The sequence below is a fragment of the Paraburkholderia sp. 32 genome, assembly GCF_050435345.1.
GTDB classification, from domain to species: domain Bacteria; phylum Pseudomonadota; class Gammaproteobacteria; order Burkholderiales; family Burkholderiaceae; genus Paraburkholderia; species Paraburkholderia tuberum.
The window spans coordinates 2,932,808-2,955,739 of record NZ_JBNDKD010000003.1; the positions used below are offsets into that span (position 1 = coordinate 2,932,808).

Annotated in this window: 21 protein-coding genes; 8 read left to right on the plus strand and 13 right to left on the minus strand. The window is 65.2% G+C overall.

Features of this window, described 5'->3' with window-relative positions; translation table 11 throughout:
* Positions 1 to 18: 18 nt before the first annotated feature.
* Entirely contained in the window at positions 19 to 1,209 is a 1,191-nt protein-coding gene (gene tgt / locus OKW26_RS36405) for a tRNA guanosine(34) transglycosylase Tgt (RefSeq protein WP_429356610.1), read from the minus strand.
* A 115-nt stretch (positions 1,210 to 1,324) separates the two neighbouring features.
* A complete protein-coding gene (gene queA / locus OKW26_RS36410) occupies positions 1,325 to 2,383 on the minus strand; it encodes a tRNA preQ1(34) S-adenosylmethionine ribosyltransferase-isomerase QueA (RefSeq protein WP_429335763.1) in 1,059 nt (352 codons plus the stop codon).
* A gap of 189 nt (positions 2,384 to 2,572) precedes the next feature.
* Between queA and recG the strand changes: the two genes are divergently transcribed.
* The 6 genes from recG to ubiA all read left to right on the plus strand — a co-directional run bounded on the left by recG (position 2,573) and on the right by ubiA (position 9,857).
* Positions 2,573 to 4,909 carry an ATP-dependent DNA helicase RecG gene (gene recG / locus OKW26_RS36415; RefSeq protein ID WP_429356611.1) on the plus strand — a complete coding sequence of 779 codons (2,337 nt, stop codon included), beginning with the start codon at positions 2,573 to 2,575 and terminating at the stop codon, positions 4,907 to 4,909.
* Between the two features lie 102 nt (positions 4,910 to 5,011).
* Positions 5,012 to 5,971 carry a LysR substrate-binding domain-containing protein gene (locus OKW26_RS36420; protein ID WP_184055574.1) on the plus strand — a complete coding sequence of 320 codons (960 nt, stop codon included), beginning with the start codon at positions 5,012 to 5,014 and terminating at the stop codon, positions 5,969 to 5,971.
* A 411-nt stretch (positions 5,972 to 6,382) separates the two neighbouring features.
* Positions 6,383 to 7,837: a catalase gene (locus OKW26_RS36425; RefSeq protein WP_429356612.1), complete on the plus strand. Its 1,455-nt coding sequence runs from the start codon at positions 6,383 to 6,385 to the stop codon at positions 7,835 to 7,837.
* A 107-nt stretch (positions 7,838 to 7,944) separates the two neighbouring features.
* Positions 7,945 to 8,109: a hypothetical protein gene (locus tag OKW26_RS36430; RefSeq protein ID WP_184034506.1), complete on the plus strand. Its 165-nt coding sequence runs from the start codon at positions 7,945 to 7,947 to the stop codon at positions 8,107 to 8,109.
* Between the two features lie 153 nt (positions 8,110 to 8,262).
* Positions 8,263 to 8,760, plus strand: coding sequence for a Dps family protein (locus OKW26_RS36435; RefSeq protein WP_184034504.1), 498 nt, complete (start codon positions 8,263 to 8,265; stop codon positions 8,758 to 8,760).
* A 233-nt stretch (positions 8,761 to 8,993) separates the two neighbouring features.
* Positions 8,994 to 9,857: a 4-hydroxybenzoate octaprenyltransferase gene (gene ubiA / locus OKW26_RS36440; protein ID WP_184062310.1), complete on the plus strand. Its 864-nt coding sequence runs from the start codon at positions 8,994 to 8,996 to the stop codon at positions 9,855 to 9,857.
* A gap of 131 nt (positions 9,858 to 9,988) precedes the next feature.
* Here ubiA and proC read toward each other — a convergent pair whose 3' ends face one another.
* The 6 genes from proC to OKW26_RS36470 form a co-directional block, all read right to left on the minus strand.
* Positions 9,989 to 10,804, minus strand: coding sequence for a pyrroline-5-carboxylate reductase (gene proC / locus OKW26_RS36445; RefSeq protein ID WP_184062308.1), 816 nt, complete (start codon positions 10,802 to 10,804; stop codon positions 9,989 to 9,991).
* Between the two features lie 76 nt (positions 10,805 to 10,880).
* A complete protein-coding gene (locus OKW26_RS36450; RefSeq protein WP_429356613.1) occupies positions 10,881 to 11,579 on the minus strand; it encodes a YggS family pyridoxal phosphate-dependent enzyme in 699 nt (232 codons plus the stop codon).
* A gap of 36 nt (positions 11,580 to 11,615) precedes the next feature.
* A complete protein-coding gene (gene glcF, locus OKW26_RS36455; protein WP_429356614.1) occupies positions 11,616 to 12,842 on the minus strand; it encodes a glycolate oxidase subunit GlcF in 1,227 nt (408 codons plus the stop codon).
* Between the two features lie 8 nt (positions 12,843 to 12,850).
* Positions 12,851 to 13,939 (minus strand): glycolate oxidase subunit GlcE, encoded by a 1,089-nt coding sequence (gene glcE / locus OKW26_RS36460; RefSeq protein WP_090803095.1) that lies wholly within the window; start codon positions 13,937 to 13,939, stop codon positions 12,851 to 12,853.
* A 182-nt stretch (positions 13,940 to 14,121) separates the two neighbouring features.
* Positions 14,122 to 15,615, minus strand: a complete 1,494-nt coding sequence (locus OKW26_RS36465) for an FAD-linked oxidase C-terminal domain-containing protein (RefSeq protein WP_090803097.1) — start codon at positions 15,613 to 15,615, stop codon at positions 14,122 to 14,124.
* A 167-nt stretch (positions 15,616 to 15,782) separates the two neighbouring features.
* Positions 15,783 to 17,201: an FAD-linked oxidase C-terminal domain-containing protein gene (locus OKW26_RS36470; protein ID WP_429356615.1), complete on the minus strand. Its 1,419-nt coding sequence runs from the start codon at positions 17,199 to 17,201 to the stop codon at positions 15,783 to 15,785.
* A gap of 223 nt (positions 17,202 to 17,424) precedes the next feature.
* Here OKW26_RS36470 and OKW26_RS36475 point away from each other — a divergent pair, with 223 nt between their 5' ends.
* Positions 17,425 to 17,979 carry a cob(I)yrinic acid a,c-diamide adenosyltransferase gene (locus tag OKW26_RS36475; protein ID WP_429356616.1) on the plus strand — a complete coding sequence of 185 codons (555 nt, stop codon included), beginning with the start codon at positions 17,425 to 17,427 and terminating at the stop codon, positions 17,977 to 17,979.
* A gap of 54 nt (positions 17,980 to 18,033) precedes the next feature.
* Here OKW26_RS36475 and OKW26_RS36480 read toward each other — a convergent pair whose 3' ends face one another.
* From OKW26_RS36480 to aroG, 3 genes are all read right to left on the minus strand, one after another.
* On the minus strand, positions 18,034 to 18,366 hold the full coding sequence (locus tag OKW26_RS36480; protein WP_090803102.1) for a helix-turn-helix domain-containing protein: 333 nt from the start codon (positions 18,364 to 18,366) through the stop codon (positions 18,034 to 18,036).
* On the minus strand, positions 18,363 to 18,707 hold the full coding sequence (locus tag OKW26_RS36485) for a type II toxin-antitoxin system RelE/ParE family toxin (protein WP_184055553.1): 345 nt from the start codon (positions 18,705 to 18,707) through the stop codon (positions 18,363 to 18,365). Before OKW26_RS36485 ends, OKW26_RS36480 begins: the two co-directional genes overlap by 4 nt.
* Before the next feature lie 203 nt (positions 18,708 to 18,910).
* Entirely contained in the window at positions 18,911 to 19,984 is a 1,074-nt protein-coding gene (aroG, locus tag OKW26_RS36490) for a 3-deoxy-7-phosphoheptulonate synthase AroG (protein ID WP_090805593.1), read from the minus strand.
* Positions 19,985 to 20,042: 58 nt separating this feature from the next.
* On the opposite strand from aroG, the gene OKW26_RS36495 reads away from it, so the two are divergent.
* Entirely contained in the window at positions 20,043 to 20,294 is a 252-nt protein-coding gene (locus OKW26_RS36495; protein WP_221311849.1) for a hypothetical protein, read from the plus strand.
* Between the two features lie 106 nt (positions 20,295 to 20,400).
* Here OKW26_RS36495 and tldD read toward each other — a convergent pair whose 3' ends face one another.
* Positions 20,401 to 21,867: a metalloprotease TldD gene (gene tldD / locus OKW26_RS36500; protein ID WP_090803105.1), complete on the minus strand. Its 1,467-nt coding sequence runs from the start codon at positions 21,865 to 21,867 to the stop codon at positions 20,401 to 20,403.
* 87 nt (positions 21,868 to 21,954) lie between these two features.
* On the minus strand, positions 21,955 to 22,818 hold the full coding sequence (locus tag OKW26_RS36505) for a carbon-nitrogen hydrolase family protein (RefSeq protein ID WP_429356617.1): 864 nt from the start codon (positions 22,816 to 22,818) through the stop codon (positions 21,955 to 21,957).
* Between the last annotated feature and the right edge of the window lie 114 nt (positions 22,819 to 22,932).

A 22,932-nucleotide genomic window follows, 5' to 3' on the forward strand; every position in this document is an offset into this window, starting at 1 on the left:
AATCCATGCGGCGGGCCGTCAGGACGACGGTTCGACGCCGCGCGCGCGGTCTTCGTGGAAACGCTTGCGGAATGTCTCGAACAGTTTCGCCTCGATCGCATCGCGCATTTCCTGCATCAGTTCCAGGTAGTAATGCAGGTTGTGGATCGTGTTCAGCTGCGCGCCGAGAATTTCGCCGACGCGATGCAGGTGGTGCAGATAGCCGCGCGTGAAGTTGCGGCAGGTGTAGCAGCCGCATTGCTCGTCGAGCGGGCGCAGCGAGTTCCTGTGCGTCGCGTTGCGGATCTTGATGTCGCCGAAACGCGTGAAGAGCCAGCCGTTGCGCGCGTTGCGCGTGGGCATCACGCAGTCGAACATGTCGACGCCGGCCGCGACGCCGGCCACCAGGTCTTCCGGCGTGCCGACGCCCATCAGGTAGTGCGGCTTGTCGGCCGGCAGCTTGGGGCCGATGTGGTTCAGGATCCGCATCATGTCTTCCTTCGGCTCGCCGACCGACAGACCGCCGATCGCGAGGCCGTGGAAGTTCTTCTCCGCGAGGCCGGCGAGCGACTCGTCGCGCAGATCCTCGAACATGCCGCCCTGCACGATGCCGAATAGTGCATTCGGATTGCCGAGGCGCTCGAATTCGTCGATCGAGCGTTGCGCCCAGCGCATCGACATGCGCATCGATTCGGCGGCTTCCTTATGAGAGGTCGGGATGTTGTCGGTCGCGTACGGCGTGCATTCGTCGAACTGCATCACGATGTCCGAGTTCAGCACCTTCTGGATCTGCATCGACACTTCCGGCGACAGGAACAGCCGGTCGCCGTTGATCGGCGACGCGAACGTGACGCCGTCCTCGGTGATCTTGCGCAGATCGCCGAGCGAGAACACCTGGAAGCCGCCCGAATCGGTCAGGATCGGCTTCTTCCAGCCCATGAAGCCGTGCAGGCCGCCGTGCGCCTCGATGGTTTCGAGGCCGGGTCGCAGCCACAGGTGAAACGTATTGCCGAGGATGATCTGCGCGTGCATTTCGTCGAGCTCGCGCGGCTGGACCGCCTTCACGGTGCCGTAGGTGCCGACCGGCATGAAGATCGGTGTCTCCACCACGCCGTGATTGAGCGTGACGCGGCCGCGGCGCGCAAGGCCGTCGGTGCCGAGCAGTTCGAATTTGAGGCCATTCTCCGGGCGCTCGTGGGCAGGATGTTGCGAGAGATGACCAAGGGTCATGGGGATCACTCCTGGGGCTACCGGAAAACAGTCCGGCGCAATCAATGAAAACCGCCACGAGGGATCGCGGCGGCTAGGAAGACTGCCAATACGCTGAAGCAGTGCTCGAACCGGCTCATGCATCGCGCCGTGTGAGCAGCATCGCGTCACCGTAGCTGAAAAAACGATAGCGCTCGTCGATCGCATGACGGTACGCGGCGCGAATCGTCTCGACGCCCGCGAACGCCGACACCAGCATCAACAGCGTAGATTTCGGCAAATGGAAGTTCGTGACCAGCCGGTCGACCACGCGGAACCGGTAGCCCGGCGTGATGAAGATGTCGGTTTCCGCGCTCGCCGCGCCGAGCGGATGGCCGGCGGCTTCGGCGTCGCGCGCGGCGGCTTCGAGAGCGCGCAGCGACGTCGTGCCGACCGCGATCACGCGGTTGCCGCGCGCTTTGGTCGCGGCGATCTTGTCCGCGAGCGCTTGCGGCAGGTGATACCACTCGCTGTGCATCTTGTGCTCGGCGATGTTTTCGACGCGCACCGGCTGAAACGTGCCCGCGCCGACGTGCAGCGTCAGCGTCGCGCGGTCGATGCCGAGGGCGTCGAGGCGGCCGAGCAGCGTGTCGTCGAAGTGCAGGCCGGCGGTCGGCGCGGCGACCGCGCCCGGGTTCTGCGCGAATACGGTCTGATAGCGGGTTTCGTCGGTCGCGTCGGGGTCGTGCTCGATGTACGGCGGCAGCGGCAGACGGCCGTACTGCTCGATCAGCGTCAGGCAGTCGTCGGGGAAATGCAGCGTGTAGAACTGATCGACGCGCTCGCCGACGGTGACGTCGAACGCATCCGCGAGACGGATCGTCGTGCCCGCCTGCGGGCTCTTGCTCGCCCGGATCTGCGCGAGCGCGCTGCGCTCGCCAGTCAGGCGCTCGACCAGCACTTCGATCTTGCCGCCGCTCGACTTCTGGCCGAAGAAGCGCGCCTTCAGCACTTTGGTATCGTTGAAGACGAGCAGATCGCCCGGCGCGAGGCACTCGGGCAGTTCGGTGAAGCGGCGGTCGATCAGGCGCGCGGCGCCGTCGGCGGCGCCTGCGGCGTCCACGTCGAGCAGACGGCTTGCGCTGCGCTCGGGCAGCGCGACTTGCGCGATCAGCTCGGGCGGCAGATCGAAATCGAAATCGGAAAGCGTAAACATGCGAACGACTGGAAGCGGGTTGGGACTGATTTGGGACTGAATTGAGCCGAAGCCGGAGCCGGGCGGCTATGATGGCGGGACGCCGAAGCGGCCCGCGCGCTTTGTGCCGCATCCTGCCTACGCTGGACGCGCGAAGGGCGGCACGACTTCTTTTCGACAGCACCCGATATTGTACTTGCGAAGCAGCCTATGCCTTTGTCCGACCGCCGATCGTCCGTTGCCACCCTCGAAGCGGGCGCTGAACCGCGGCGCCGCGGTGCGCGGGCGGAGGCGGGGGAGCGGGATGCGGCGCAAGCGGGCGCACAAGGCGGCATGATGGCCGCTGGCCACGATCTCGGGCGCGACGGCGACAAGCCCGGCGGCCACGCGGGCGACCCGCCGGATCAATTCGCCGCCGACCACGCGAGCGACGACAAACCCGCCGCCAAAACCAAAGGCGCGGCAAAAGCCGCCGCCAAAGCCCCGGTCAAAACCGCCGACAAGCTCGCCAAACTCGGCCTCACACGCGACATCGACCTCGTGCTGCATCTGCCGATGCGCTACGAAGACGAAACCACGCTGACGCCGATCGGTCACTTGCTGCCCGGCGGCATCGCGCAAACCGAAGGCGTGGTGTTCGACAATGAGATCGCCTATCGCCCGCGCCGGCAGCTGCTCGTGAAGCTGCGCGACGCCGACGGCGACGAACTCGTGCTGCGCTTTCTGAATTTCTACGGCTCGCAGGTCAAGCAGATGGCGCCCGGCGCGCGCCTGCGCGTGCGCGGCGACGTGCGGGGCGGCTTCTTCGGCATGGAGATGGTGCATCCGACCGTGCGCGTCGTCGACGAAGACACGCCGCTGCCGCAGGCGCTGACGCCGGTCTATCCGAGCACCGCGGGCGTGTCGCAGGCGTATCTGCGCAAGGCAATCGACAACGCGCTCGCGCGCACGTCGCTGCCGGAGTTGCTGCCCGCGCCGGTCGCGCGCGCGTTTCTCGAACCGCTCGGCGTGCCGGCGCTGATGGACGCGGTGCGCACGCTGCATCATCCGGGCCCGCAGTCGGACGAAACGGCGCTGATCGACGGCACGCATCCGGCCTGGGTGCGCATCAAGTTCGAGGAGTTGCTCGCGCAGCAGATGTCGCTGAAGCGCGCGCACGACGAGCGGCGCACGCGCGCCGCGCCGGCCATGCCGCGCCGCAAGCTCGGCGACGAATCGGCGCTGGTCGCGCGGCTGCTGAAGGCGCTGCCATTTTCGCTGACGGCCGCGCAGCAGCGCGTCGGCGGCGAGATCTCGCTCGACCTGACGCAGCCGCATCCGATGCAGCGGCTGTTGCAGGGCGACGTCGGCAGCGGCAAGACGATCGTCGCGGCGCTCGCCGCCGCGCAGGCGATCGACGCCGGCTACCAGGCCGCGCTGATGGCGCCGACCGAAATTCTCGCCGAGCAGCACGCGCGCAAATTGCGCGGCTGGCTCGAGCCGCTCGGCGTGAATGTCGCGTGGCTCGCGGGCAGTCTGAAGACGAAGGAGAAGCGCGCCGCGATCGAAGCGGCCGCGCTCGGCACCGCGCAGCTCGTGATCGGCACGCACGCGATCATCCAGGACGCGGTCGAGTTCGCGCGCCTCGGACTCGTGATCGTCGACGAGCAGCATCGCTTCGGCGTCGCGCAACGGCTCGCGTTGCGCGCGAAGGCGCAGGGCGCCGCCGACGGCGCGGCCGACTTCCAGCCGCATCAACTCATGATGTCGGCGACGCCGATTCCGCGCACGCTCGCCATGACCTACTACGCGGACCTCGACGTCTCCACGATCGACGAACTGCCGCCCGGCCGCACCCCGATCCTCACGAAGCTCGTGTCCGACGCGCGCCGCGAAGAGGTGATCGGCCGCGTGCGCGAGGCGGCGTTGACGGGGCGCCAGGTGTACTGGGTGTGTCCGCTGATCGAGGAAAGCGAGACCTTGCAGTTGCAAACCGCGGTCGAGACCTACGAGACGCTGGTGGCCGCGCTGCCCGAGCTGAAGGTCGGGCTGGTGCACGGGCGCCTCGCGCCCGCCGAAAAGGCCACGGTGATGGACGCGTTCTCGCGCAACGAGATCCAGCTGCTGGTCGCGACCACGGTGATCGAAGTCGGCGTCGACGTGCCGAACGCATCGTTGATGGTGATCGAGCATGCGGAGCGCTTCGGTCTCGCGCAGCTGCATCAGTTGCGCGGACGCGTGGGGCGCGGCAGCGCCGCGTCAGTCTGCGTGCTGCTCTACACCGGACCGCTGTCGATGACCGCCCGCGCGCGCCTGCAAACGATGCGCGAAACCACCGACGGCTTCGAGATCGCCCGCCGCGACCTCGAAATCCGCGGGCCAGGCGAGTTCCTCGGCGCGCGGCAGTCAGGCGCCGCGATGCTGCGTTTCGCCGACCTGCAGAACGATCAGCACCTCATCGAGCCGGCGCGCGAAGCCGCCGCGACGCTGCTCGACCAATATCCGGACGTGGTCATTCAGCATCTGGCGCGCTGGCTCGGCGCGCGCGAGCAGTATCTGAAGGCCTGAGCGCCGTCCCCGCCGCAAGCACTACGGCTAAAAAGTTGGCGAACCGACCCTATAGGTGTATAACTAGAACCTATCGAATCCATCAGACTGATTGATCCCCGAATGACGCTCACCGAATTGAAATACATCGTGGCGGTGGCCCGCGAGCGGCACTTCGGCCGTGCCGCCGAAGCGTGTTTCGTCAGCCAGCCCACGCTGTCCGTCGCCATCAAGAAGCTCGAAGACGAGCTGAACGTGCAGATTTTCGAGCGCGGAACCAGCGAGGTCAGCGTGACGCCGATCGGCGAACAGATCGTTACGCAGGCGCAACGCGTGCTCGAGCAGACCCTCGCGATCAAGGAAATCGCCAAGCAGGGCAAGGACCCGCTGCTGGGTCCGCTGCGCCTCGGCGTGATCTATACGATCGGGCCGTACCTGCTGCCGACGCTCGTCAAGCAGATGATCCGGCGCGTACCGCAAATGCCGCTGATGCTGCAGGAAAACTACACGCTGAAGCTGATCGAGCTGCTCAAGCAGGGCGAAATCGACGTGGCGATCATGGCGCTGCCGTTTCCCGAAACCGGGCTGATGCTGCGTCCGCTGTACGACGAGCCGTTCGTCGTCGCGCTGCCGTCCGGCCACGCATGGGAAAGCCGCCCGAAGATCGACCCCGACGACCTGAAGCAGGAAACCATGCTGCTGCTCGGCAGCGGGCACTGCTTCCGCGATCACGTGCTCGGCGTGTGTCCCGAGCTGATGCGCTTTTCGCAGAACGCCGACGGCATCCAGAAGACCTTCGAGGGCTCGTCGCTCGAAACGATTCGTCATATGGTCGCAAGCGGCGTCGGCATTACCGTGCTGCCGCGCATGTCGGTGCACGAGGTCAAGCCACATGCGGGCGGTATCGACGCGGGCCTGCTCAGCTATGTCGCGTTCGACGAGCCGGTGCCCGATCGCCGCGTCGTACTGGCATGGCGCAAGAGCTTCACGCGCATGCCCGCGATCGACGCGATCTGCGACGCAATCGCCGCGTGCGACCTGCCGGGCGTCAAAAAGCTCGATCTGCCCGCCGCCGTCAACTGACTCGCCATCATCCGCAGCCGCGCCGGACACCGGTGCGGCCTGCCGCAAAAAGGGCGCAAGCCCTATCGAATAGATTAAATTAATCAAATACGACTATTCGATAGATGTTGCTATAGTTTCCTCCACGGATCGCCCGATCCCTTTATTCGATAAGGCTCAGCGCCCGGACTCCGAGTCGGGGCGCGAGACAAGCCAGGAGGAAAACACCATGCAAGCGCCTTCACAGCCCATCCACGCTTTTCCCGCGCAACCGGCCACGACGGCCGCCGCGCCGAGTATCCGTACGGTCGCCGTGTCGTTGCTGGCCGATCGGGTGCTGGCCGCCTGACGTGCCTACCCGTGACGGCGTCCGTCGCGCACGGATGCCGCATGCTTTTCCCCCGATTCGATAGAAACCACGCAGGAGTGCCCATGTCCGAACGTAAGCTCACCAATGCCGCCGGCGCGCCCGTCGCCGATAACCAGAACTCGATGACCGCCGGCCCGCGTGGCCCCGTGGTGCTGCAGGACGTCTGGCTGCTCGAAAAGCTCGCGCACTTCGATCGCGAAGTGATTCCCGAGAGGCGCGTTCACGCGAAGGGTTCGGGCGCGTTTGGCACGCTGACGGTGACGCACGACATTTCGCGCTACACGAAGGCGAAGGTATTTGCGCAGGTCGGCCAGGAAACGCCGCTTTTCATGCGCTTTTCGACGGTGGCCGGCGAGCGTGGCGCGGCCGACGCCGAGCGCGACGTGCGCGGCTTCTCGATCAAGTTCTACACCGAGGAAGGCAACTGGGACGTGGTCGGCAACAACACGCCAGTGTTCTTCATTCGCGATCCGCTCAAGTTTCCGGACTTCATTCATACGCAGAAGCGTGATCCGTACACGAATCTGCGCAGCAACGTCGCCGCGTGGGATTTCTGGTCGAGTCATCCGGAGTCGCTGCATCAGGTGACGATTCTGATGAGCGATCGCGGCATTCCGAAGAACTACCGGCAGATGCACGGCTTCGGCTCGCACACGTACTCGTTCATCAACGCGAGCAACGAGCGTTTTTGGGTCAAGTTCCATTTCAAGTCGCTGCAAGGCATCGAGAACTTCACCGACGCCGATGCCGCGCAGGTAGTCGCCAATGACCGCGAAAGCGCGCAGCGCGATCTGGTGAACAGCATCGACGCGGGCAACTTTCCGAAGTGGCGCTTCGCAATTCAGGTGATGCCGGAAGCGGATGCGGCGAACTACCGCTTCAATCCGTTCGACATCACGAAGGTGTGGTCGCAGAAGGACTATCCGTTGATCGACGTCGGCACGCTCGAACTGAATCGCAACGCGGAGAACTATTTCGCGGACGTCGAGCAGGCGGCGTTCACGCCGGCGAACGTGGTGCCGGGCATCGGATTTTCACCGGACCGTCTGTTGCAGGGGCGGCTGTTCTCGTACGGCGATACGCAGCGTTACCGGCTCGGCATCAATCATCACCAGATTCCGGTGAATGCGCCGCGCGTGCCGAACCCGCATTCGTTTCATCGCGATGGCGCGCTGCGCACCGACGGCAATCGCGGCGGCAACGTGAATTACGAGCCGAATCGGTTCGGCGACTTCGTGCAGGACGCGAACGCGTCCGAGCCGCAGCTCGCGGCGGGCGCGGTCGCCCGTTACGAGCATCGCGAGGACGACGACTACTACACGCAGCCGCGCATGTTGTTCGCGCTGTTCGACGACGCGCAACGTGAGCGTCTGTTCGGCAATATCGCGCGACATATCGACGGCGTGCCGCAGGAGATCGTCGCGCGTCAGATCGAGCATTTCCGCCGCGCCGATCCGGCTTACGCGGAAGGTGTGATCGCGGCGCTCGCCGCGTTGCGGGAAGGCGGGAACCGCTAGGCGTCATATACGCGGCGGATGGTAAAGCAGTGGCAAAGCATTGGCAAAGTCATCGACGGCGCGGCGCATTGCTGCGGTCCGTCACGAGACGAACCCGGAGTACGATCATGATTCGGATGATGATGGCGAGCATTGGCGGTCGGGCCGCCGCGCCGAGCATGCAGGCGCAATGGCAGGCGCTGATGTTTCGCAAGGCGCTGGGCTTTGCGATCGTCGCGAGCGGCTTTGCGGTAATCGCCGCGCAGGCGTTGCAACACGCGCTGGGCGGCTGAGCGCCGTACCGCCAGAATGGCTGCGCAGCAAGGCTCTCGGGCACGCGTTGCGCAAACCTTGCGGCATTCACGCTACACTGTCGAACGTTTTATTCGTGTTTTCGCTGACCGTCATCTGCCGACCGGTTCGTATCACTCTTCAAAGGAGTCATCATGGCCAAGAAAGAAGCCGCCGCAGCAGTACAGCACGTCAACATCGGGATCAGCGACAAGGATCGCAAGAAGATCGCCGAAGGGCTGTCGCGTCTGCTCGCCGACACCTACACGCTGTACCTGAAGACCCACAACTTCCACTGGAACGTCACGGGTCCGATGTTCAATACGCTGCACCTGATGTTCGAAACGCAGTACAACGAACTCGCGCTCGCGGTCGACTCGATCGCCGAACGCATCCGTGCATTGGGCGTGCATGCGCCGGGCAGCTACAAGGATTTCGCGAAGCTGTCGTCGATCCCCGAAGCGGACGGCGTGCCGGCCGCGGAAGACATGATCCGTCAGCTGGTCGAAGGTCAGGAAGCCGTGGTGCGCACCGCGCGCGCGATTTTCCCGTCGACGGAAGCCGCCAACGACGAGCCGACCGCCGACCTGCTCACGCAACGCATGCAGACACACGAAAAGACCGCATGGATGCTGCGCTCGCTGCTCGCCTGATTTGGCGCAGCTGAGCCGGTCGAGTCGAGTCCGATGCCGGCGCCGGCATCGCGCGCGCCGTGCTAAAAACGCACAAGCCTCCCTGCACGGGAGGCTTTGTTTTTTGCGCCGCTGCCGCATGACGCACAGATTCGAGCGCGTGGCACTTCGATACGCGGCCGCGCGAATCCTGGGCCGCCGTGCGCTTCCCGTAAAATAGGCGCACCGTGTTCGCACTTCACCGAATTCGTCCCATGTTCGCCCGACTTCCCCTGTATCTGCGCCTCGTGCGCATGGACAAGCCGATCGGCAGCCTGCTGCTGCTGTGGCCGACGCTCAACGCACTGTGGATCGCGTCCGGCGGTCATCCGTCGTGGCAATTGCTGGTGATCTTCACGCTCGGCACGGTGCTGATGCGCTCGGCCGGCTGCGCGATCAACGACTACGCGGACCGCGATTTCGACCGTCACGTGAAGCGCACCGAGAACCGGCCGATCACGTCCGGCAAGATCAATGCGTGGGAAGCGGTCGTGTTGGCAACCGTGCTGTCGCTAGTCGCGTTTCTACTGATTCAGCCGCTCAATGCATTGACCAAGGAGTTGTCGGTGGTCGCGCTGTTCGTCGCCGGCACGTATCCGTTCGTGAAGCGCTTCTTCGCGATTCCGCAGGCGTATCTGGGCATCGCGTTCGGCTTCGGTATTCCGATGGCGTTCGCCGCGGTGCAGGATCACGTGCCGCTGCTCGCGTGGGCGATGCTGGTCGCGAATATCTTCTGGGCCGTTGCGTACGACACCGAATACGCGATGGTCGATCGCGACGACGACATCAAGATCGGCATCCGGACGTCGGCGCTGACGTTCGGCCGTTTCGACGTGGCCGCGGTCATGCTGTGCTATGCGGTGACGCTCGGGATTTACGTCGGCATCGGCGTGACGCTCGGGTTTGGTCCGCTGTACTGGATCGGCTGGGCGGTCGCGGTGGGTTGCGCGATCTATCACTACACGCTGATCCGCCATCGCGAGCGCATGCCGTGCTTTGCCGCGTTCCGTCACAACAACTGGCTCGGCGGCGCGTTGTTCGCGGGGATCGCCGCGCATTACGTGGTGGCTTCGTTTTAACTCGCGTCAGCGCTTTTCTGACTTCAGACCGCTGCGTTTCTGCACGCCGTAGGCGCCTGCCCTGATGAGAAGAAGGACAGTCGCGCTACGGCGTGTCTGTTTCCGCTGTTTCTTTTCGACGCCGGTTCGCGTTACTGCTTGCCGAACTCGTCGCCCATTTCGCGCGCCCGCGCGTCGGCGGCCAGTGCGCCGCGCACGATCGCGTCCTTGATGCCGCTCGCTTCGAACGAGGCGAGTGCTGCCGCGGTCGTGCCGCCTTTGGATGTCACGCGCTCGCGCAGCACGCTCGGCGGCTCGTCGGAATTGGCCGCGAGTTGCGCGGCGCCCGTGAAGGTCGCGACCGCCAGCGCGCGGCCCTGCGCTTCGTCCATACCGAGCTGGCGCGCGGCTTCCTGCAGCGCTTCGATGAAATAGAACACGTAGGCCGGCCCGCTGCCCGAGATCGCGGTGACCGCGTCGATCTTCGCTTCGTCGTCGAACCAGACGGTTTCGCCGACCGCGCCGAGCACCTGTGACGCGAGCGCGCGGCCCGCTTCGTCGACGCTGCCGCTGGCGACGAGACCCGTGACGCCCCTGCCGATCAGCGCCGGCGTATTCGGCATCACGCGCACGACGCGGTTGTGGCCAGCGAGCCAGCGCGACATGTCGCCGATGCGAATGCCCGCGACGATGCTGACGACGAGTTGCGACGCGCGCAGATGCGGCGCCAGCGTCCCGGCGACGCTCTTCAGGATCTGCGGTTTCACCGCGAGCACGACCGCGTCGTAGTCGGCGAGCGTGACGTCGGCGGCCGCGCCGGTGCGGATGCCGAATTGCTGCTCGTTGCGCTGGCGCGCGTCTTCGTTCGGATCGACCGCGTACAGGTCCGCGGGCGCGACGCCCCGCTTGATGAGGCCGCCGATCAACGCCGCGGCCATGTTGCCGCCGCCGATAAACGCAATTTTCATGATGGTCCGGGTAGGTTCAGATGAGATGCGGTGAGGGCTTCGCGCAGCCAGGTTCGCGCAAGGCCCGTGGAAATGCTCAGCGCGAGTAATCGCGTGCGCCGAAGATCGCGGTGCCGACGCGCACGATCGTCGCGCCTTCGAGCACGGCTGCTTCGAGATCGGCCGACATGCCCATCGACAGCGTATCGAGCGCGAGCCCGTCGTTACGCAAGCGCTCGAACAGCTCGCGCAATTGGCGATGCGGCGCGCGTTGTTCTGCGAGATCGCCGCCCGGTTCGGGAATCGACATCAGTCCGCGCAGCTTCAGCTTCGGCAGCGCGGCGATCTGCTGCGCGATAGCGGCCGCCTCGGCGATGGCGACGCCACTCTTCGACGCCTCACCGCTGACGTTGACCTGCAGGCACACGTTGAGCGGCGGCAGGTTGTCCGGGCGCTGCTCCGACAGCCGCTGCGCGATCTTCAGCCGATCGACCGAATGTACCCAGTCGAAATGCTCGGCGACGGGCCGCGTCTTGTTCGATTGCAGCGGCCCGATGAAATGCCATTCGAGCGACGCGCGCAGATCGGCAAGTGCCTGGATCTTGTCGAGCGCTTCCTGCACGTAGTTCTCGCCGAATGCGCGCTGACCGGCCGCATGAGCGGCGCGCACGGCATCGGCGGGAAACGTTTTGGAGACCGCGAGCAGCGTCACGGACTGCGCGTCGCGGTGGGCCGCTTGCGCGGCCCCGGCGATGCGCTCGTGCACGTCGGCGAGATTGTGAAGCAGATCGGACATGGAACGAACCGGTGTTCAGCGAAGACGATGCCCCGATTATACGGACAGCATGTGCTCGACCAGCTCGATCCAGTGCGCGACCGGCGTCGACGTGCCGCTTTGCAGATGCGCGATGCAACCGACGTTCGCCGACACGATCACCTGCGGCTCCTGCGCCTGCAAACGCTCGAGCTTCTGGTCGCGCAGCGCGTACGACATGCGCGGCTGCAGCAGCGAGTAGGTGCCGGCCGAGCCGCAGCACAGATGGCTGTCGGCGGGCAGGCGCACTTCGACGCCGAGCGCGCCGAGCAGTTGCTCGACCTTGCCGCGGATCTGCTGGCCATGCTGCAGCGTGCAGGGTGGATGAAACGCGACCGTGTGTACCGAGCGGCGGCGCGTGATGGCGACGAGCCGTTCTTCGAACTCGGGCAGGATCTCGGAGACGTCGCGCGTCAATTCGACGATGCGGCGCGCCTTCTCGGCATAGTTCGGATCGAGGCGCAGCAGGTGCGCGTATTCCTTGACCGTCGCGCCGCAGCCCGACGCGTTCATCACGATCGCTTCAACGCCCTGTTCGACGTAGGGCCACCATGCGTCGATGTTCGCGCGCAGGTCGTCGAGCGCTTCGTCGTGGTAGCCGAGGTGCAGGCGGATCGCGCCGCAGCAGCCGGCGTCGGGCGCGATCAGCGTTTCGATGCCGAGCGCATCGAACACGCGCGCGGTCGCGATGTTGACGTTCGGCATCATCGACGGTTGCACGCAGCCCGCCAGCATCAGCACCTTGCGTTCGTGTTTTGCGCTCGGCCATTCGAGCGGGTGCTGGCGCGCGGGCACCTTGTCGCGCAGCTTCTTCGGCAGCAGGCCGCGCACGTGCTGACCCAGCCGCATCGCCGGCGTGAAGATCGCGCTGTTCGGCAGCACGCTCGCGAGCAGGCGCCGCATCAGCCGCTGATTGAGCGGACGCGTGACTTTCTCTTCGGTGAGCTTGCGGCCGATTTCGACGAGCCGCCCATATTGCACGCCCGACGGGCAGGTCGATTCGCAATTGCGGCAGGTCAGGCAGCGGTCGAGGTGAACCTGCGTGCTGCGCGTGACCGGCGCGCCTTCGACCATCTGCTTGATCAGATAGATGCGCCCGCGCGGGCCGTCGAGCTCGTCGCCAAGCAGTTGGTAGGTTGGGCAGGTGGCGGTGCAAAAACCGCAATGCACGCATTTGCGCAGGATGGCGTCCGCTTCGTTGCCATCGGGCGTATTACGAATGAAGTCCGCGAGGTTGGTTTGCATCGCGTCGCTCAGAAGTCGGAGTAGAGACGGCCGCGGTTGAAGATGCGGGCCGGGTCGAATGCATGTTTGAGGCCGCGATGGATTTTCATCAGCGGCGCGGGCAGCGGTGTGAATACGCCGGCGCCGCGGTCGTAGCCGTGGCCGCTGCGGAAGATGGTCGCGTGGCCGCCGGCCTGTTTCGCGCTGATGCGCACGGTTTGCGCGTCGGTGTCGGTGATCCACCAGCGCTGGCCGCCGCCCCATTCCATCAGTTGCGCGCCGGGCAGCTGCAGCGGCTCGGTGATCGACGGTAGCGCGAGACGCCACAGCGCGGCCTTCGGTGGAATGCCCGCGAAAAACGAATCGGTCTGTTCGCGCAGGCCGGCCCAGAAGCGTTCAGCTTCGACCGCATCGACGACTTCGCCGCCGAGCCCGGTGCGCGCTGCCTTGACCGCGGCTTCCGCGCCGCCCAGGCGCACCGCGAGCGTGCCGTTGCGCCATGCGCTCGCGGTGATCGGCAGGGGCCGGCCGCCCCATTCGTTGAGCTTGCGTACCGCGTCGGTGCCGTTCATGTCGAACTTCAGCGTGGCTTCGACCTGCGGCCGCGGCAGCACTTTGACCGACAGCTCGAGGATCAGCCCGAGCGTGCCGAGCGAGCCCGCGAGCAGCCGCGACACGTCGTAACCCGCGACGTTCTTGACGACCTGGCCGCCGAAGTGCAGCACCTGCCCCTGGCCGTTCATCACGACGGCGCCGAGCACGAAGTCGCGCGCGGCGCCGACGGCCGGCCTGCGCGGCCCCGAAATGCCAGCGGCGATGCAGCCGCCGAAGGTGGCCTGCGGCCCGAAGTGCGGCGGCTCGAACGGCAGCATCTGATTGTGCTCGGCGAGCGCGGCTTCGATTTCCAGCAGCGGTGTTCCCGCGCGCGCGGTGATCACGAGCTCGGCCGGATCGTACGCGATGATGCCGCGATAAGCGCGCGTGTCGAGGATCTCACCTTCCAGCGTCTGGCCATACCAGTCTTTGGTGCCGCCGCCGCGGATGCGCAGCGCGCGTCCCTCGGCGCTGGCCGAACGCACGCGTTCGGACCATACGGCGACGATGTCGTCCTCTTCCATGGTGTCCTGCTCGTTGTGTTTCGTTTGATTGTACCGGGCGGCGGCTCGCTGGCAAGCCGGAGCGCACCCGCATGACGGGGCGCGGCATCGGTCTGGAGGAGAGGGCGCAAAGCGCCGCGCAGGCCGCGCCAGCATCAGCGCGGGCGCGGCGAACGGTGGATGCGCGCTGCAAACGCCAGCCGCTAGAAGCGCGGCAGCTCGGGATGAGGCAGCAGGCCGCCGCGCACGTGCATCTTGCCGTATTCGGCACAGCGCGCCCGCGTCGGGATGCCCTTGTCGGGGTTCAACAGGCCGGGCGCGTCGAATGCTCGCTTGACCGCGTGGAACGTGTCGCGCTCTTCGGGCGAGAACTGCACGCACATCGAATTGATCTTCTCGATGCCGACGCCATGCTCGCCCGTCACCGTGCCGCCCAGCTCGACGCAAGCTTCGAGGATGTCGCAACCGAACAACTCGGCGCGATGCCACTCGTCCTGGTCGTTGCCGTTGAACAGGATCAGCGGGTGCATGTTGCCGTCGCCGGCATGGAATACGTTGATGCAGCGCAACTGGTAGGTCTTCTCCATCTCCTCGATGCGCGCGAGCAGCGGCCCGATACTGCGGCGCGGCACGGTACCGTCCATGCAGTAGTAGTCCGGCGAAATGCGGCCGGCGGCCGGAAACGCGTTCTTGCGCCCGGACCAGAAGCGCAGGCGCTCGGCTTCCGTGCGTGAAATCTGGATACGGGTCGCGCCGTGCTCGCGCAGCACCGCGGTCATGCGCACGATCTCGGCCGCGACTTCCTCGGGCGTGCCGTCCGATTCGCACAGCAGGATCGCCGCCGCGTCGAGGTCGTAGCCGGCGTTGACGAACTCCTCGACCGCGCGCGTGGCGGGCTTGTCCATCATCTCGAGGCCGGCCGGAATGATGCCCGCCGCGATGATGCCCGCAACGGCGTCGCCGCCTTTGACGACGTCGTCGAAGCTGGCCATGATGACCTGCGCCGTTTGCGGCTTCGGGATCAGCTTGACGGTGACCTCGGTGACGATCGCGAACATGCCCTCGCTGCCGATCAGCACCGCGAGCAGATCGAGCCCCGGCGCGTCGGGCGCGAGCGAGCCGAATTCGACGATCTCGCCTTCCATCGTGACCGCGCGCACGCGCAGCACGTTGTGCACGGTGAGGCCGTACTTCAGGCAATGCACGCCGCCCGAATTCTCCGACACGTTGCCGCCGATCGTGCAGGCAATCTGCGACGACGGATCCGGCGCATAGTAAAGACCATACGGCGCCGCGGCTTCGGAGATCGCCAGATTGCGCACGCCCGGCTGCACGGTCGCGATGCGCGCGTACGAGTCGACTTCGACGATCTTGCGAAAGCGCGCGAGCGATACCACCACGCCGTGCCGAATCGGCATCGCGCCGCCGGACAGCCCGGTGCCCGCGCCGCGCGGCACGATGGGCACCTCGAGGCGATGGCAGATCTGCACGATGCGCTGCACCTGCGATTCGGTTTCCGGCAACACGACCGCAAGCGGCAGACGCCGGTACGCGGCGAGTCCGTCGCATTCGTACGCGACGGTGTCTTCTTCGCGATACAGCAGACAGTGGGTCGGCAACACGGCCATCAGCGCCTGCACGACTTCGCGCTGACGCTGCGCGAGGACTTCGGCCGACAGTTCAGCGGGTGCATTCATGTGAGTTGTCTCCTCGTGGCTTGCGCCGGTCCGGCTTGCTGGTTCGAGCCGGCTGTTTCGTGCTGCCTGTTTCGTGCTGCCTGCTTCGCATCACTTGCGTGTTCAGCTTGGCGCGGTCGCCGCCGGGCGTGTCAGCGGTTTGCCGCGGCCGGCATGCGCAGTGTCGATCAGGCCGCCGCCCAGGCGAAAATCTTGCCCGGGTTCATCAGATTGCGAGGGTCTAGCGCGCGCTTGATGGAGCGCATCGTGTCGACCGCGACGTCGCCGTGCTCCTCGAGCAGAAAGCCCATCTTGTGCAGGCCGATGCCATGCTCGCCGGTGCAGGTGCCGTCCATCCGCAGCGCGCGCTGCACGATGCGATGGTTCAGGCGCTCGGCTTCCTCGAGCTCTTCGGGCTTGTCCGGATCGATCAGGATCGCGACGTGGAAGTTTCCGTCGCCGACATGGCCGACGATCGGGCAGGGCAGCGGCGACGCCAACAGATCCTGCTCCGTTTCGACCACACACTCCGCGAGACGCGAGATCGGCACGCAGACGTCGGTGGTGACCGCGCGCGAGCCGGGCTTCAGTTGCAGCATCGCGAAATAGGCGTTGTGACGCGCGTTCCACAGACGGCTGCGGTCTTCGGGGCGCGTCGCCCATTCGAAGCCTTCACCGGCATTCTGTGCGGCGATTTCCTGCACGAGTCCGGCCTGTTCCTTGACGCCGGCCTCGGTGCCGTGAAATTCGAAGAACAATGTGGGCGCTTCGCGCAGTGTCAGATTCGAATGGCGATTGATCGAGCGGATCGCAAGTGAATCGACGAACTCGACACGCGCGATCGGCACGCCGATCTGGATCGTCTCGATGACCGCGCGCACCGCATCGCCCATCGACGGGAACGTGCACACCGCGGCCGACACCGCCTCCGGCTGCGGATAGAGGCGCAGCGTGATTTCGGTAATCACGCCGAGCGTGCCTTCCGAGCCGACGAACAGGCGCGTGAGGTCGTACCCCGCCGACGATTTGCGCGCGCGCGAGCCGGTCTTGATCACGCGGCCATCGGCGAGCACGACCGTCAGGCCGAGCACGTTCTCGCGCATCGTGCCGTAGCGCACGGCGTTGGTACCCGACGCGCGGGTTGCCGACATCCCGCCGATGCTCGCGTCCGCGCCGGGGTCGATCGGGAAGAACAGGCCGGTGTCGCGCAGCGCTTCGTTCAGTTGCTTGCGCGAGATGCCGGGCTCGACGGTGACGGTCAGGTCTTCGGCGTTGATCGACAACACCCGGTTCATTTCCGACAGATCGATCGACACGCCGCCTTGCACGGCAAGCAGATGTCCTTCGAGCGACGAGCCATTGCCGTACGGAATGATCGGCACGTCGTACTGGCCGCACAGCTTGACGGCGGTTTGCACGTCTTCGCTTGTACGCGCGAACACGACGGCGTCAGGCAGTTGCGGATCGAACGGTGATTCGTCGCGGCCGTGGTGCGCACGCACGGCTTCGGCAACGGAAACCCGATCGCCGAAAGCGGCTTTGAGCCGGTTCAGCAATTCGGCGGGAAACGGCCGGCGTAGCGGCGCCGGCGGCACGGGATGGTTCACGCATGTCTCCTGTGTCGACCGGAGTTAGCGCTACAGCGCTTACTCCGGTCCCATGAAAGTTTCTTTAGATAACGGTCTGTTTGCAGCAAGTGTTTCATTTTACGCCGTTCGCCCGCCAGGCAGCGCTGGGTCGGCTTCCGCTCATATAATGGCGGCGATTTCGCGATGCGTGCAATATGGACAAACCAGCTGGCAGCATCGTCACTAATACATGGGAGACGTCATGGGCAATCGCCTCAGCAAGATCGCCACTCGCACCGGCGACGACGGCACCACCGGTCTCGGCGACGGCCGCCGCGTGCGCAAGGACAGCGCGCGTATCGCCGCGATTGGCGACGTCGACGAACTCAATTCGAATCTCGGCGTGCTGTTGTGCGAGAACCTGCCCGAGAACGTACGCGCGGCGCTGGTCGCAATCCAGCACGACCTGTTCGATCTGGGCGGCGAACTGTGCATTCCCGGTCACACGATGATTTCCGAACAGCATCTCGCGCAGCTCGACGGCTGGCTCGCCGACTACAACGCCACGCTGCCGCCGCTGAAGGAATTCATTCTGCCGGGCGGTTCGCGCGCGGCCGCGCTCGCGCATGTGTGCCGTACCGTTTGCCGCCGCGCGGAGCGGACGATCGTCGCGCTTGGCGAACACGAGGCGCTGAACGCGGCGCCACGTCAGTACGTGAACCGGCTGTCCGATCTGCTGTTCGTGCTGGCGCGCGTGCTCAATCGCGCGGACGGCGGCACCGACGTGCTGTGGCAGCACGATCGCGGCGCGCCGTGAATGGCGACGCACATGTGCGCATGGACACGCACGGTGCGTCGCACGAGCCGAGGCTCAACCGACGGCGAGCGTGACCGGCTTGCCGATGCGGCTCAGCATTTCCACGAGCGTGTCGATCGTGAACTTGGTGGTTTTCTTGTTGACGACGTCGGACACGCGCGGGCGCGACACCATCAGGATTTCGGCCGCCTCGGCCTGCTTCAGATGATGCTGTTCGATCCACGTGGACAGCTCGGTCATCAGCTGTTCCTTGAGCAGCCGCGTGTCGTTGATCTGCTTTTGCGACGCCGCGTGAAGGCGCTTCGCTTCATCGGCGGAAAAACCGAGTTCGAGGAACACGTTCGCGCCGGCTCGCGTTACGTGACGAATGTTGGTGTCGATCGTCATGGCTGGGTGGTCCTGTAATGGGTGATGGCGCGGTAGCGCGTTTCGGCAATTCTTCTGTCGTGCGGTCCGAGCCTCTGCGTTTTCTTCTGAAAGCAATGCAGCACGTACAGCGCTTCGGCGTATTTCGTGACGTACATCACGCGAAAAATGCCGTCCTCGTCTCTGATACGAATTTCGCGCGTTCCCGCGCCGATAGACTCGAACGGTTTCCAGTCGTCAGGGTCGAGTCCTGACTGAATCTTGTGAAGCTGAAACCCTGCGAGACGACGCGCTTCGTTGGGAAAAGCGAGCAAATCACGGTAGCTGGAGCCTAACCAGCGAATTTCTTTTTCCTGCTCCATCGCCACCTCATGTATAAAATCTTATACGCATTCTCCGGCCTGGTCAAGCGTGTAAGGGACCAGGCAACGAGCTATGACGATATCGAGGCAGCAGGCTGAGTACCATTCGTCCGAATGGCCAATAAAAAAACCCGGTTCGATATTGAACCGGGTTTCTTCTACGGACTGCCGACAAGCCCCCGCAGTGGCGGCGGGGCAGGTGTTCAGTTTCCGCTGCCGCGCGCGACGCGGCGCTGCCTGACCGCTTCGGCAAGGCCTTCGAGCACCGCGACGCTTTCATCCCAGCCGATACACGCATCGGTAATGCTCTGGCCGTACGTGAGCTCGCAGCCTTCCTGCAGATCCTGGCGACCCGCGACGAGGTGCGACTCCACCATCACGCCGACGATCCGCTCGTCACCCGCGGCGATCTGACGGCCGATGTCCGCGCACACCGGAATCTGGTTTTCGTGCTTCTTCGAACTGTTCGCGTGGCTCGCATCGATCATCAGACGCGCGGCGAGACCCGCCTTGCCGATGTCCGCGCAGGCCGCGTTGACGTTGTCGGCGTCGTAGTTCGGCGTTTTGCCGCCGCGCAGAATCACGTGGCAGTCCTCGTTGCCCGCGGTCGATACGATCGCCGAGTGGCCGCCCTTCGTGACCGACAGGAAATGGTGCGGCTGCGAGGCGGCCTTGATCGCGTCGACGGCGATCTTCACGTTGCCGTCCGTGCCGTTCTTGAAGCCGACCGGGCACGACAGTCCCGAAGCCAGCTCCCGGTGCACCTGCGATTCGGTCGTGCGCGCGCCGATGGCACCCCAGGAGATCAGATCCGCGATGTACTGCGGGCTGATCATGTCGAGGTACTCGGTGCCGGCCGGCAGGCCTAGTTCGTTGATGCGCAGAAGCAGCTCGCGCGCGGTGCGCAGACCTTCGTTGATCTTGAAGCTGTTGTCCATATGCGGGTCGTTGATGAGACCCTTCCAGCCCACCGTCGTACGCGGCTTTTCGAAGTACACGCGCATCACGACTTCGAGTTCGCCGGCAAAGCGCTTGCGCTGCTCGATCAGACGCCCCGCGTATTCGATCGCGGCCTTCGGATCGTGAATCGAGCACGGGCCGATCACGACGATCAGACGATCGTCCATGCCGTGCAGAATGCGATGCATCGCGGTGCGCGAGTCGTAGATCACGTTGGAAACCGTCTCGTCGCAGGCAAATTCGCGGATCAGGTGAGCGGGCGGCGTGAGTTCCTTCAATTCGCGAATGCGGACATCATCGGTATTGTGCGGGGGCATGTTGTTCTCCTGAATCGGTTCGTAGCGTGTTCGCGCGGGCAACGGGGGCGATCAGTCAGTGATCAAACAGCGAGGCCAGAGCGGACGACGATCAAAAAATGGTCAACGACAAAATGTCAGTCAGGTATCGAAAAGCGTGAGACGAAAAAAAACCGCCAGGCTAGCTGGCGGTTTTTCGGGAATTCTCGGTGTCCTGCGTGCACTAACACCCCTCTCGATCCGCCAGCGGTCTGAGATACCAAAAAAAGTAAAAATAAAACTTGGCGGACATGGCGAAGTGAATGCGTCGCTGGTCAAAAAGGGTGAGTGAGTTTATAACCCGAGACAGGCTCGGCTGACAAGTTGGGGCGTCGAAAAATGCGGAAAACCCGCACGCTTCGCGCCTTGCGTGCGCGAAGCGTGCATCCGTGACGAAATCAGGCCGTGCCGCCGACCGTCATCCGCTCGATGCGCAGCGTCGGTTGACCGACGCCCACCGGCACGCTCTGGCCTTCCTTGCCGCACACGCCCACGCCCGAATCGAGCTTCATGTCGTTGCCGATCATCGTGACGTACTTCAGCGATTCCGGTCCGCTGCCGATCAGCGTCGCGCCCTTGACCGGATACGTGATCTTGCCGTTCTCGATCATGTACGCCTCGGAGGCCGAGAATACGAATTTGCCGTTCGTGATGTCGACCTGACCGCCGCCGAAGTTCACCGCATACAGGCCGTTCTTCACGGACGCGAGGATTTCTTGCGGGTCCTTGTCGCCGTTCAGCATGTACGTGTTGGTCATGCGCGGCATCGGCAGCGCCGCGTACGATTCGCGCCGTGCGTTGCCGGTGACCGGCATCTTCATCAGACGCGCGTTCAGCGTGTCCTGGATGTAGCCCTTCAGGATGCCGTCCTCGATCAGCGTCGTGCACTGGGTCGGATTACCTTCGTCGTCGATATTGAGCGAGCCGCGACGATTCGGCAGCGTGCCGTCGTCGACCACGGTGACGCCCTTCGCGGCGACCTGCTCGCCGATGCGTCCCGCGAATGCCGACGACCCTTTGCGGTTGAAGTCGCCCTCGAGCCCGTGGCCGATCGCCTCGTGCAGCAGCACGCCGGGCCAGCCCGGCCCGAGCACGACGGTCATCGCGCCGGCCGGCGCCGGACGCGCGTCGAGATTGACGAGAGCGGCGTGCACCGCATCGTCGACATAGCGCGACAACACTTCATCGGTGAAATAGCCGTAGTCGAAACGCCCGCCGCCGCCGCCGCTGCCGATTTCGCGGCGGCCGTTCTGCTCGGCGATCACCGTCACCGAGACACGCACGAGCGGCCGGATGTCGGCCGCGAAGCCGCCGTCGCTGCGCGCGACCAGCACCACGTCGTATTCGCCGGCGAGGCCCGCCATCACCTGCTGGATGCGCGGGTCGCGGCCGCGCGCCATCTGCTCGATGCGCTCGAGCAGCTTGACCTTGGCGGTGGCGTCGAGCGAATGCAGCGGGTCGGACGGCAGGTACAGATCGCGCCCGGCGATGCCGGTCAGCGACGACGCCACCTGGATCTTCTGCTTGCCGCCGCCTGCCTTGGCGATCGCGCGCGTGGCGATGGCCGCCTGGCGGATCGCTTCGGGCGACAGGTCGTCCGAGTAGGCGAACGCGGTGCGCTCGCCCGACACGGCGCGCACGCCGACACCCTGATCGATGCTGAAGCTGCCCGACTTCACGATGCCTTCCTCGAGACTCCACGCTTCGCTGCGGGTGGTCTGGAAGTACAGATCCGCGTAGTCGACGCGGTGCGTGAAGATTTCGGCGAGCGTGCGCGTGAGCAGCGATTCGTCGAGACCATAGGGCGTGAGGAGGATGTCCTTGGCGGCGGCGAGATTACGGATACCGGGTTCGATGATGTTCATGCGAAGTATGTTCTGCTCGATACGAAGGGGTCGGGGAGCGCCTGCGTCGCTATATGCGTGGCAGGCGCCGCAGTTTCAATGTCGGTTTCAGGTCAGCACGCGATGACGCCATGCCGGCAGGCTCTGCCGCACTTCGTCGATGCGCGCGCGTTCGAGGTTGCCCGCGACCACGCCGGCGCCCTCGTCGCGCACCGCGACGATCTCGCCCCACGGGTCGATCAGCATGCTGTGGCCCCAGGTGCGGCGGCCGTTTTCATGTTTGCCGCCTTGCGCCGCGGCGAGCACATAGCACTGGTTTTCGATCGCGCGAGTGCGCAGCAGCAGCTCCCAATGCGCGCGGCCGGTCGTGTAGGTAAACGCCGACGGCACCACGATCAGCGCGCAGTCGCCCATGCGCCGGTACAGCTCGGGAAAGCGCAGATCGTAGCAGACCGACAGGCCGACCCGGCCGAATGGCGCCTCGAAGCTTTGCACCGAGGTGCCGGGACGAATCGTGCGCGCTTCGTCGAACGATTCTTCGCCCTTTTCGAAGTTGAACAGGTGGATCTTGTCGTAGCGCGCGGCCTCGTTGCCGTTCGGGTCGAACACCAGCGTCGTGTTCAGTACGCGCGACGGCTCCGGTGCGTTCAGCGGCAGGGTGCCGCCGATCACCCAGATCTGGCGGCGGCGCGCGGCGTCGGCGAGAAAGCGTTGGATCGGGCCGTCCTGATGTGGCTCGCGCACGGCGAGCTTGTCGGTGTCCTTGAAGCCCATGAAACAGAAATACTCGGGGAGCAGCACGAGTTGCGCGCCGTCGGCGGCGGCTTCGGCGATCAGGCGCTCTGCGTCGGCGAGATTGCGATCGCGATCCGGCGAGCTGACCATCTGCAGCGCGGCGACCCGGAAGGGGCTGGCTACAAGGCCGCTGGACGTTGCGGCGGATGCGGATGAAGTGACGTGTGTTTCGCTCATGAGCGTGTCGAAAGACTCCCGGCGGGCGGCGGGGTGAAGCGCGGGCGCCGCATGCATGGTTCTGGGCTGGCTCGGCCCCGTTGGCGCATTGAGTCGATAGAGCGGCACGAGCGG

Excerpts from the sequence above, each read along its gene's own strand:
- ubiA (WP_184062310.1), top strand. The coding sequence starts at position 8,994 with ATGTTCGCCCGACTTCCCCTGTATCTGCGCCTCGTGCGCATGGACAAG.
- OKW26_RS36435 (WP_184034504.1), top strand. The coding sequence starts at position 8,263 with ATGGCCAAGAAAGAAGCCGCCGCAGCAGTACAGCACGTCAACATCGGG.
- OKW26_RS36450 (WP_429356613.1), bottom strand. The coding sequence starts at position 11,579 with ATGTCCGATCTGCTTCACAATCTCGCCGACGTGCACGAGCGCATCGCC.
- OKW26_RS36485 (WP_184055553.1), bottom strand. The coding sequence starts at position 18,707 with ATGGAGCAGGAAAAAGAAATTCGCTGGTTAGGCTCCAGCTACCGTGAT.
- recG (WP_429356611.1), top strand. The coding sequence starts at position 2,573 with ATGCCTTTGTCCGACCGCCGATCGTCCGTTGCCACCCTCGAAGCGGGC.
- glcF (WP_429356614.1), bottom strand. The coding sequence starts at position 12,842 with ATGCAAACCAACCTCGCGGACTTCATTCGTAATACGCCCGATGGCAAC.
- aroG (WP_090805593.1), bottom strand. The coding sequence starts at position 19,984 with ATGCCCCCGCACAATACCGATGATGTCCGCATTCGCGAATTGAAGGAA.
- OKW26_RS36425 (WP_429356612.1), top strand. The coding sequence starts at position 6,383 with ATGTCCGAACGTAAGCTCACCAATGCCGCCGGCGCGCCCGTCGCCGAT.
- queA (WP_429335763.1), bottom strand. The coding sequence starts at position 2,383 with ATGTTTACGCTTTCCGATTTCGATTTCGATCTGCCGCCCGAGCTGATC.
- tgt (WP_429356610.1), bottom strand. The coding sequence starts at position 1,209 with ATGACCCTTGGTCATCTCTCGCAACATCCTGCCCACGAGCGCCCGGAG.
- OKW26_RS36480 (WP_090803102.1), bottom strand. The coding sequence starts at position 18,366 with ATGACGATCGACACCAACATTCGTCACGTAACGCGAGCCGGCGCGAAC.
- OKW26_RS36430 (WP_184034506.1), top strand. The coding sequence starts at position 7,945 with ATGATTCGGATGATGATGGCGAGCATTGGCGGTCGGGCCGCCGCGCCG.
- OKW26_RS36420 (WP_184055574.1), top strand. The coding sequence starts at position 5,012 with ATGACGCTCACCGAATTGAAATACATCGTGGCGGTGGCCCGCGAGCGG.
- tldD (WP_090803105.1), bottom strand. The coding sequence starts at position 21,867 with ATGAACATCATCGAACCCGGTATCCGTAATCTCGCCGCCGCCAAGGAC.
- proC (WP_184062308.1), bottom strand. The coding sequence starts at position 10,804 with ATGAAAATTGCGTTTATCGGCGGCGGCAACATGGCCGCGGCGTTGATC.
- glcE (WP_090803095.1), bottom strand. The coding sequence starts at position 13,939 with ATGGAAGAGGACGACATCGTCGCCGTATGGTCCGAACGCGTGCGTTCG.
- OKW26_RS36505 (WP_429356617.1), bottom strand. The coding sequence starts at position 22,818 with ATGAGCGAAACACACGTCACTTCATCCGCATCCGCCGCAACGTCCAGC.
- OKW26_RS36475 (WP_429356616.1), top strand. The coding sequence starts at position 17,425 with ATGGGCAATCGCCTCAGCAAGATCGCCACTCGCACCGGCGACGACGGC.
- OKW26_RS36465 (WP_090803097.1), bottom strand. The coding sequence starts at position 15,615 with ATGAATGCACCCGCTGAACTGTCGGCCGAAGTCCTCGCGCAGCGTCAG.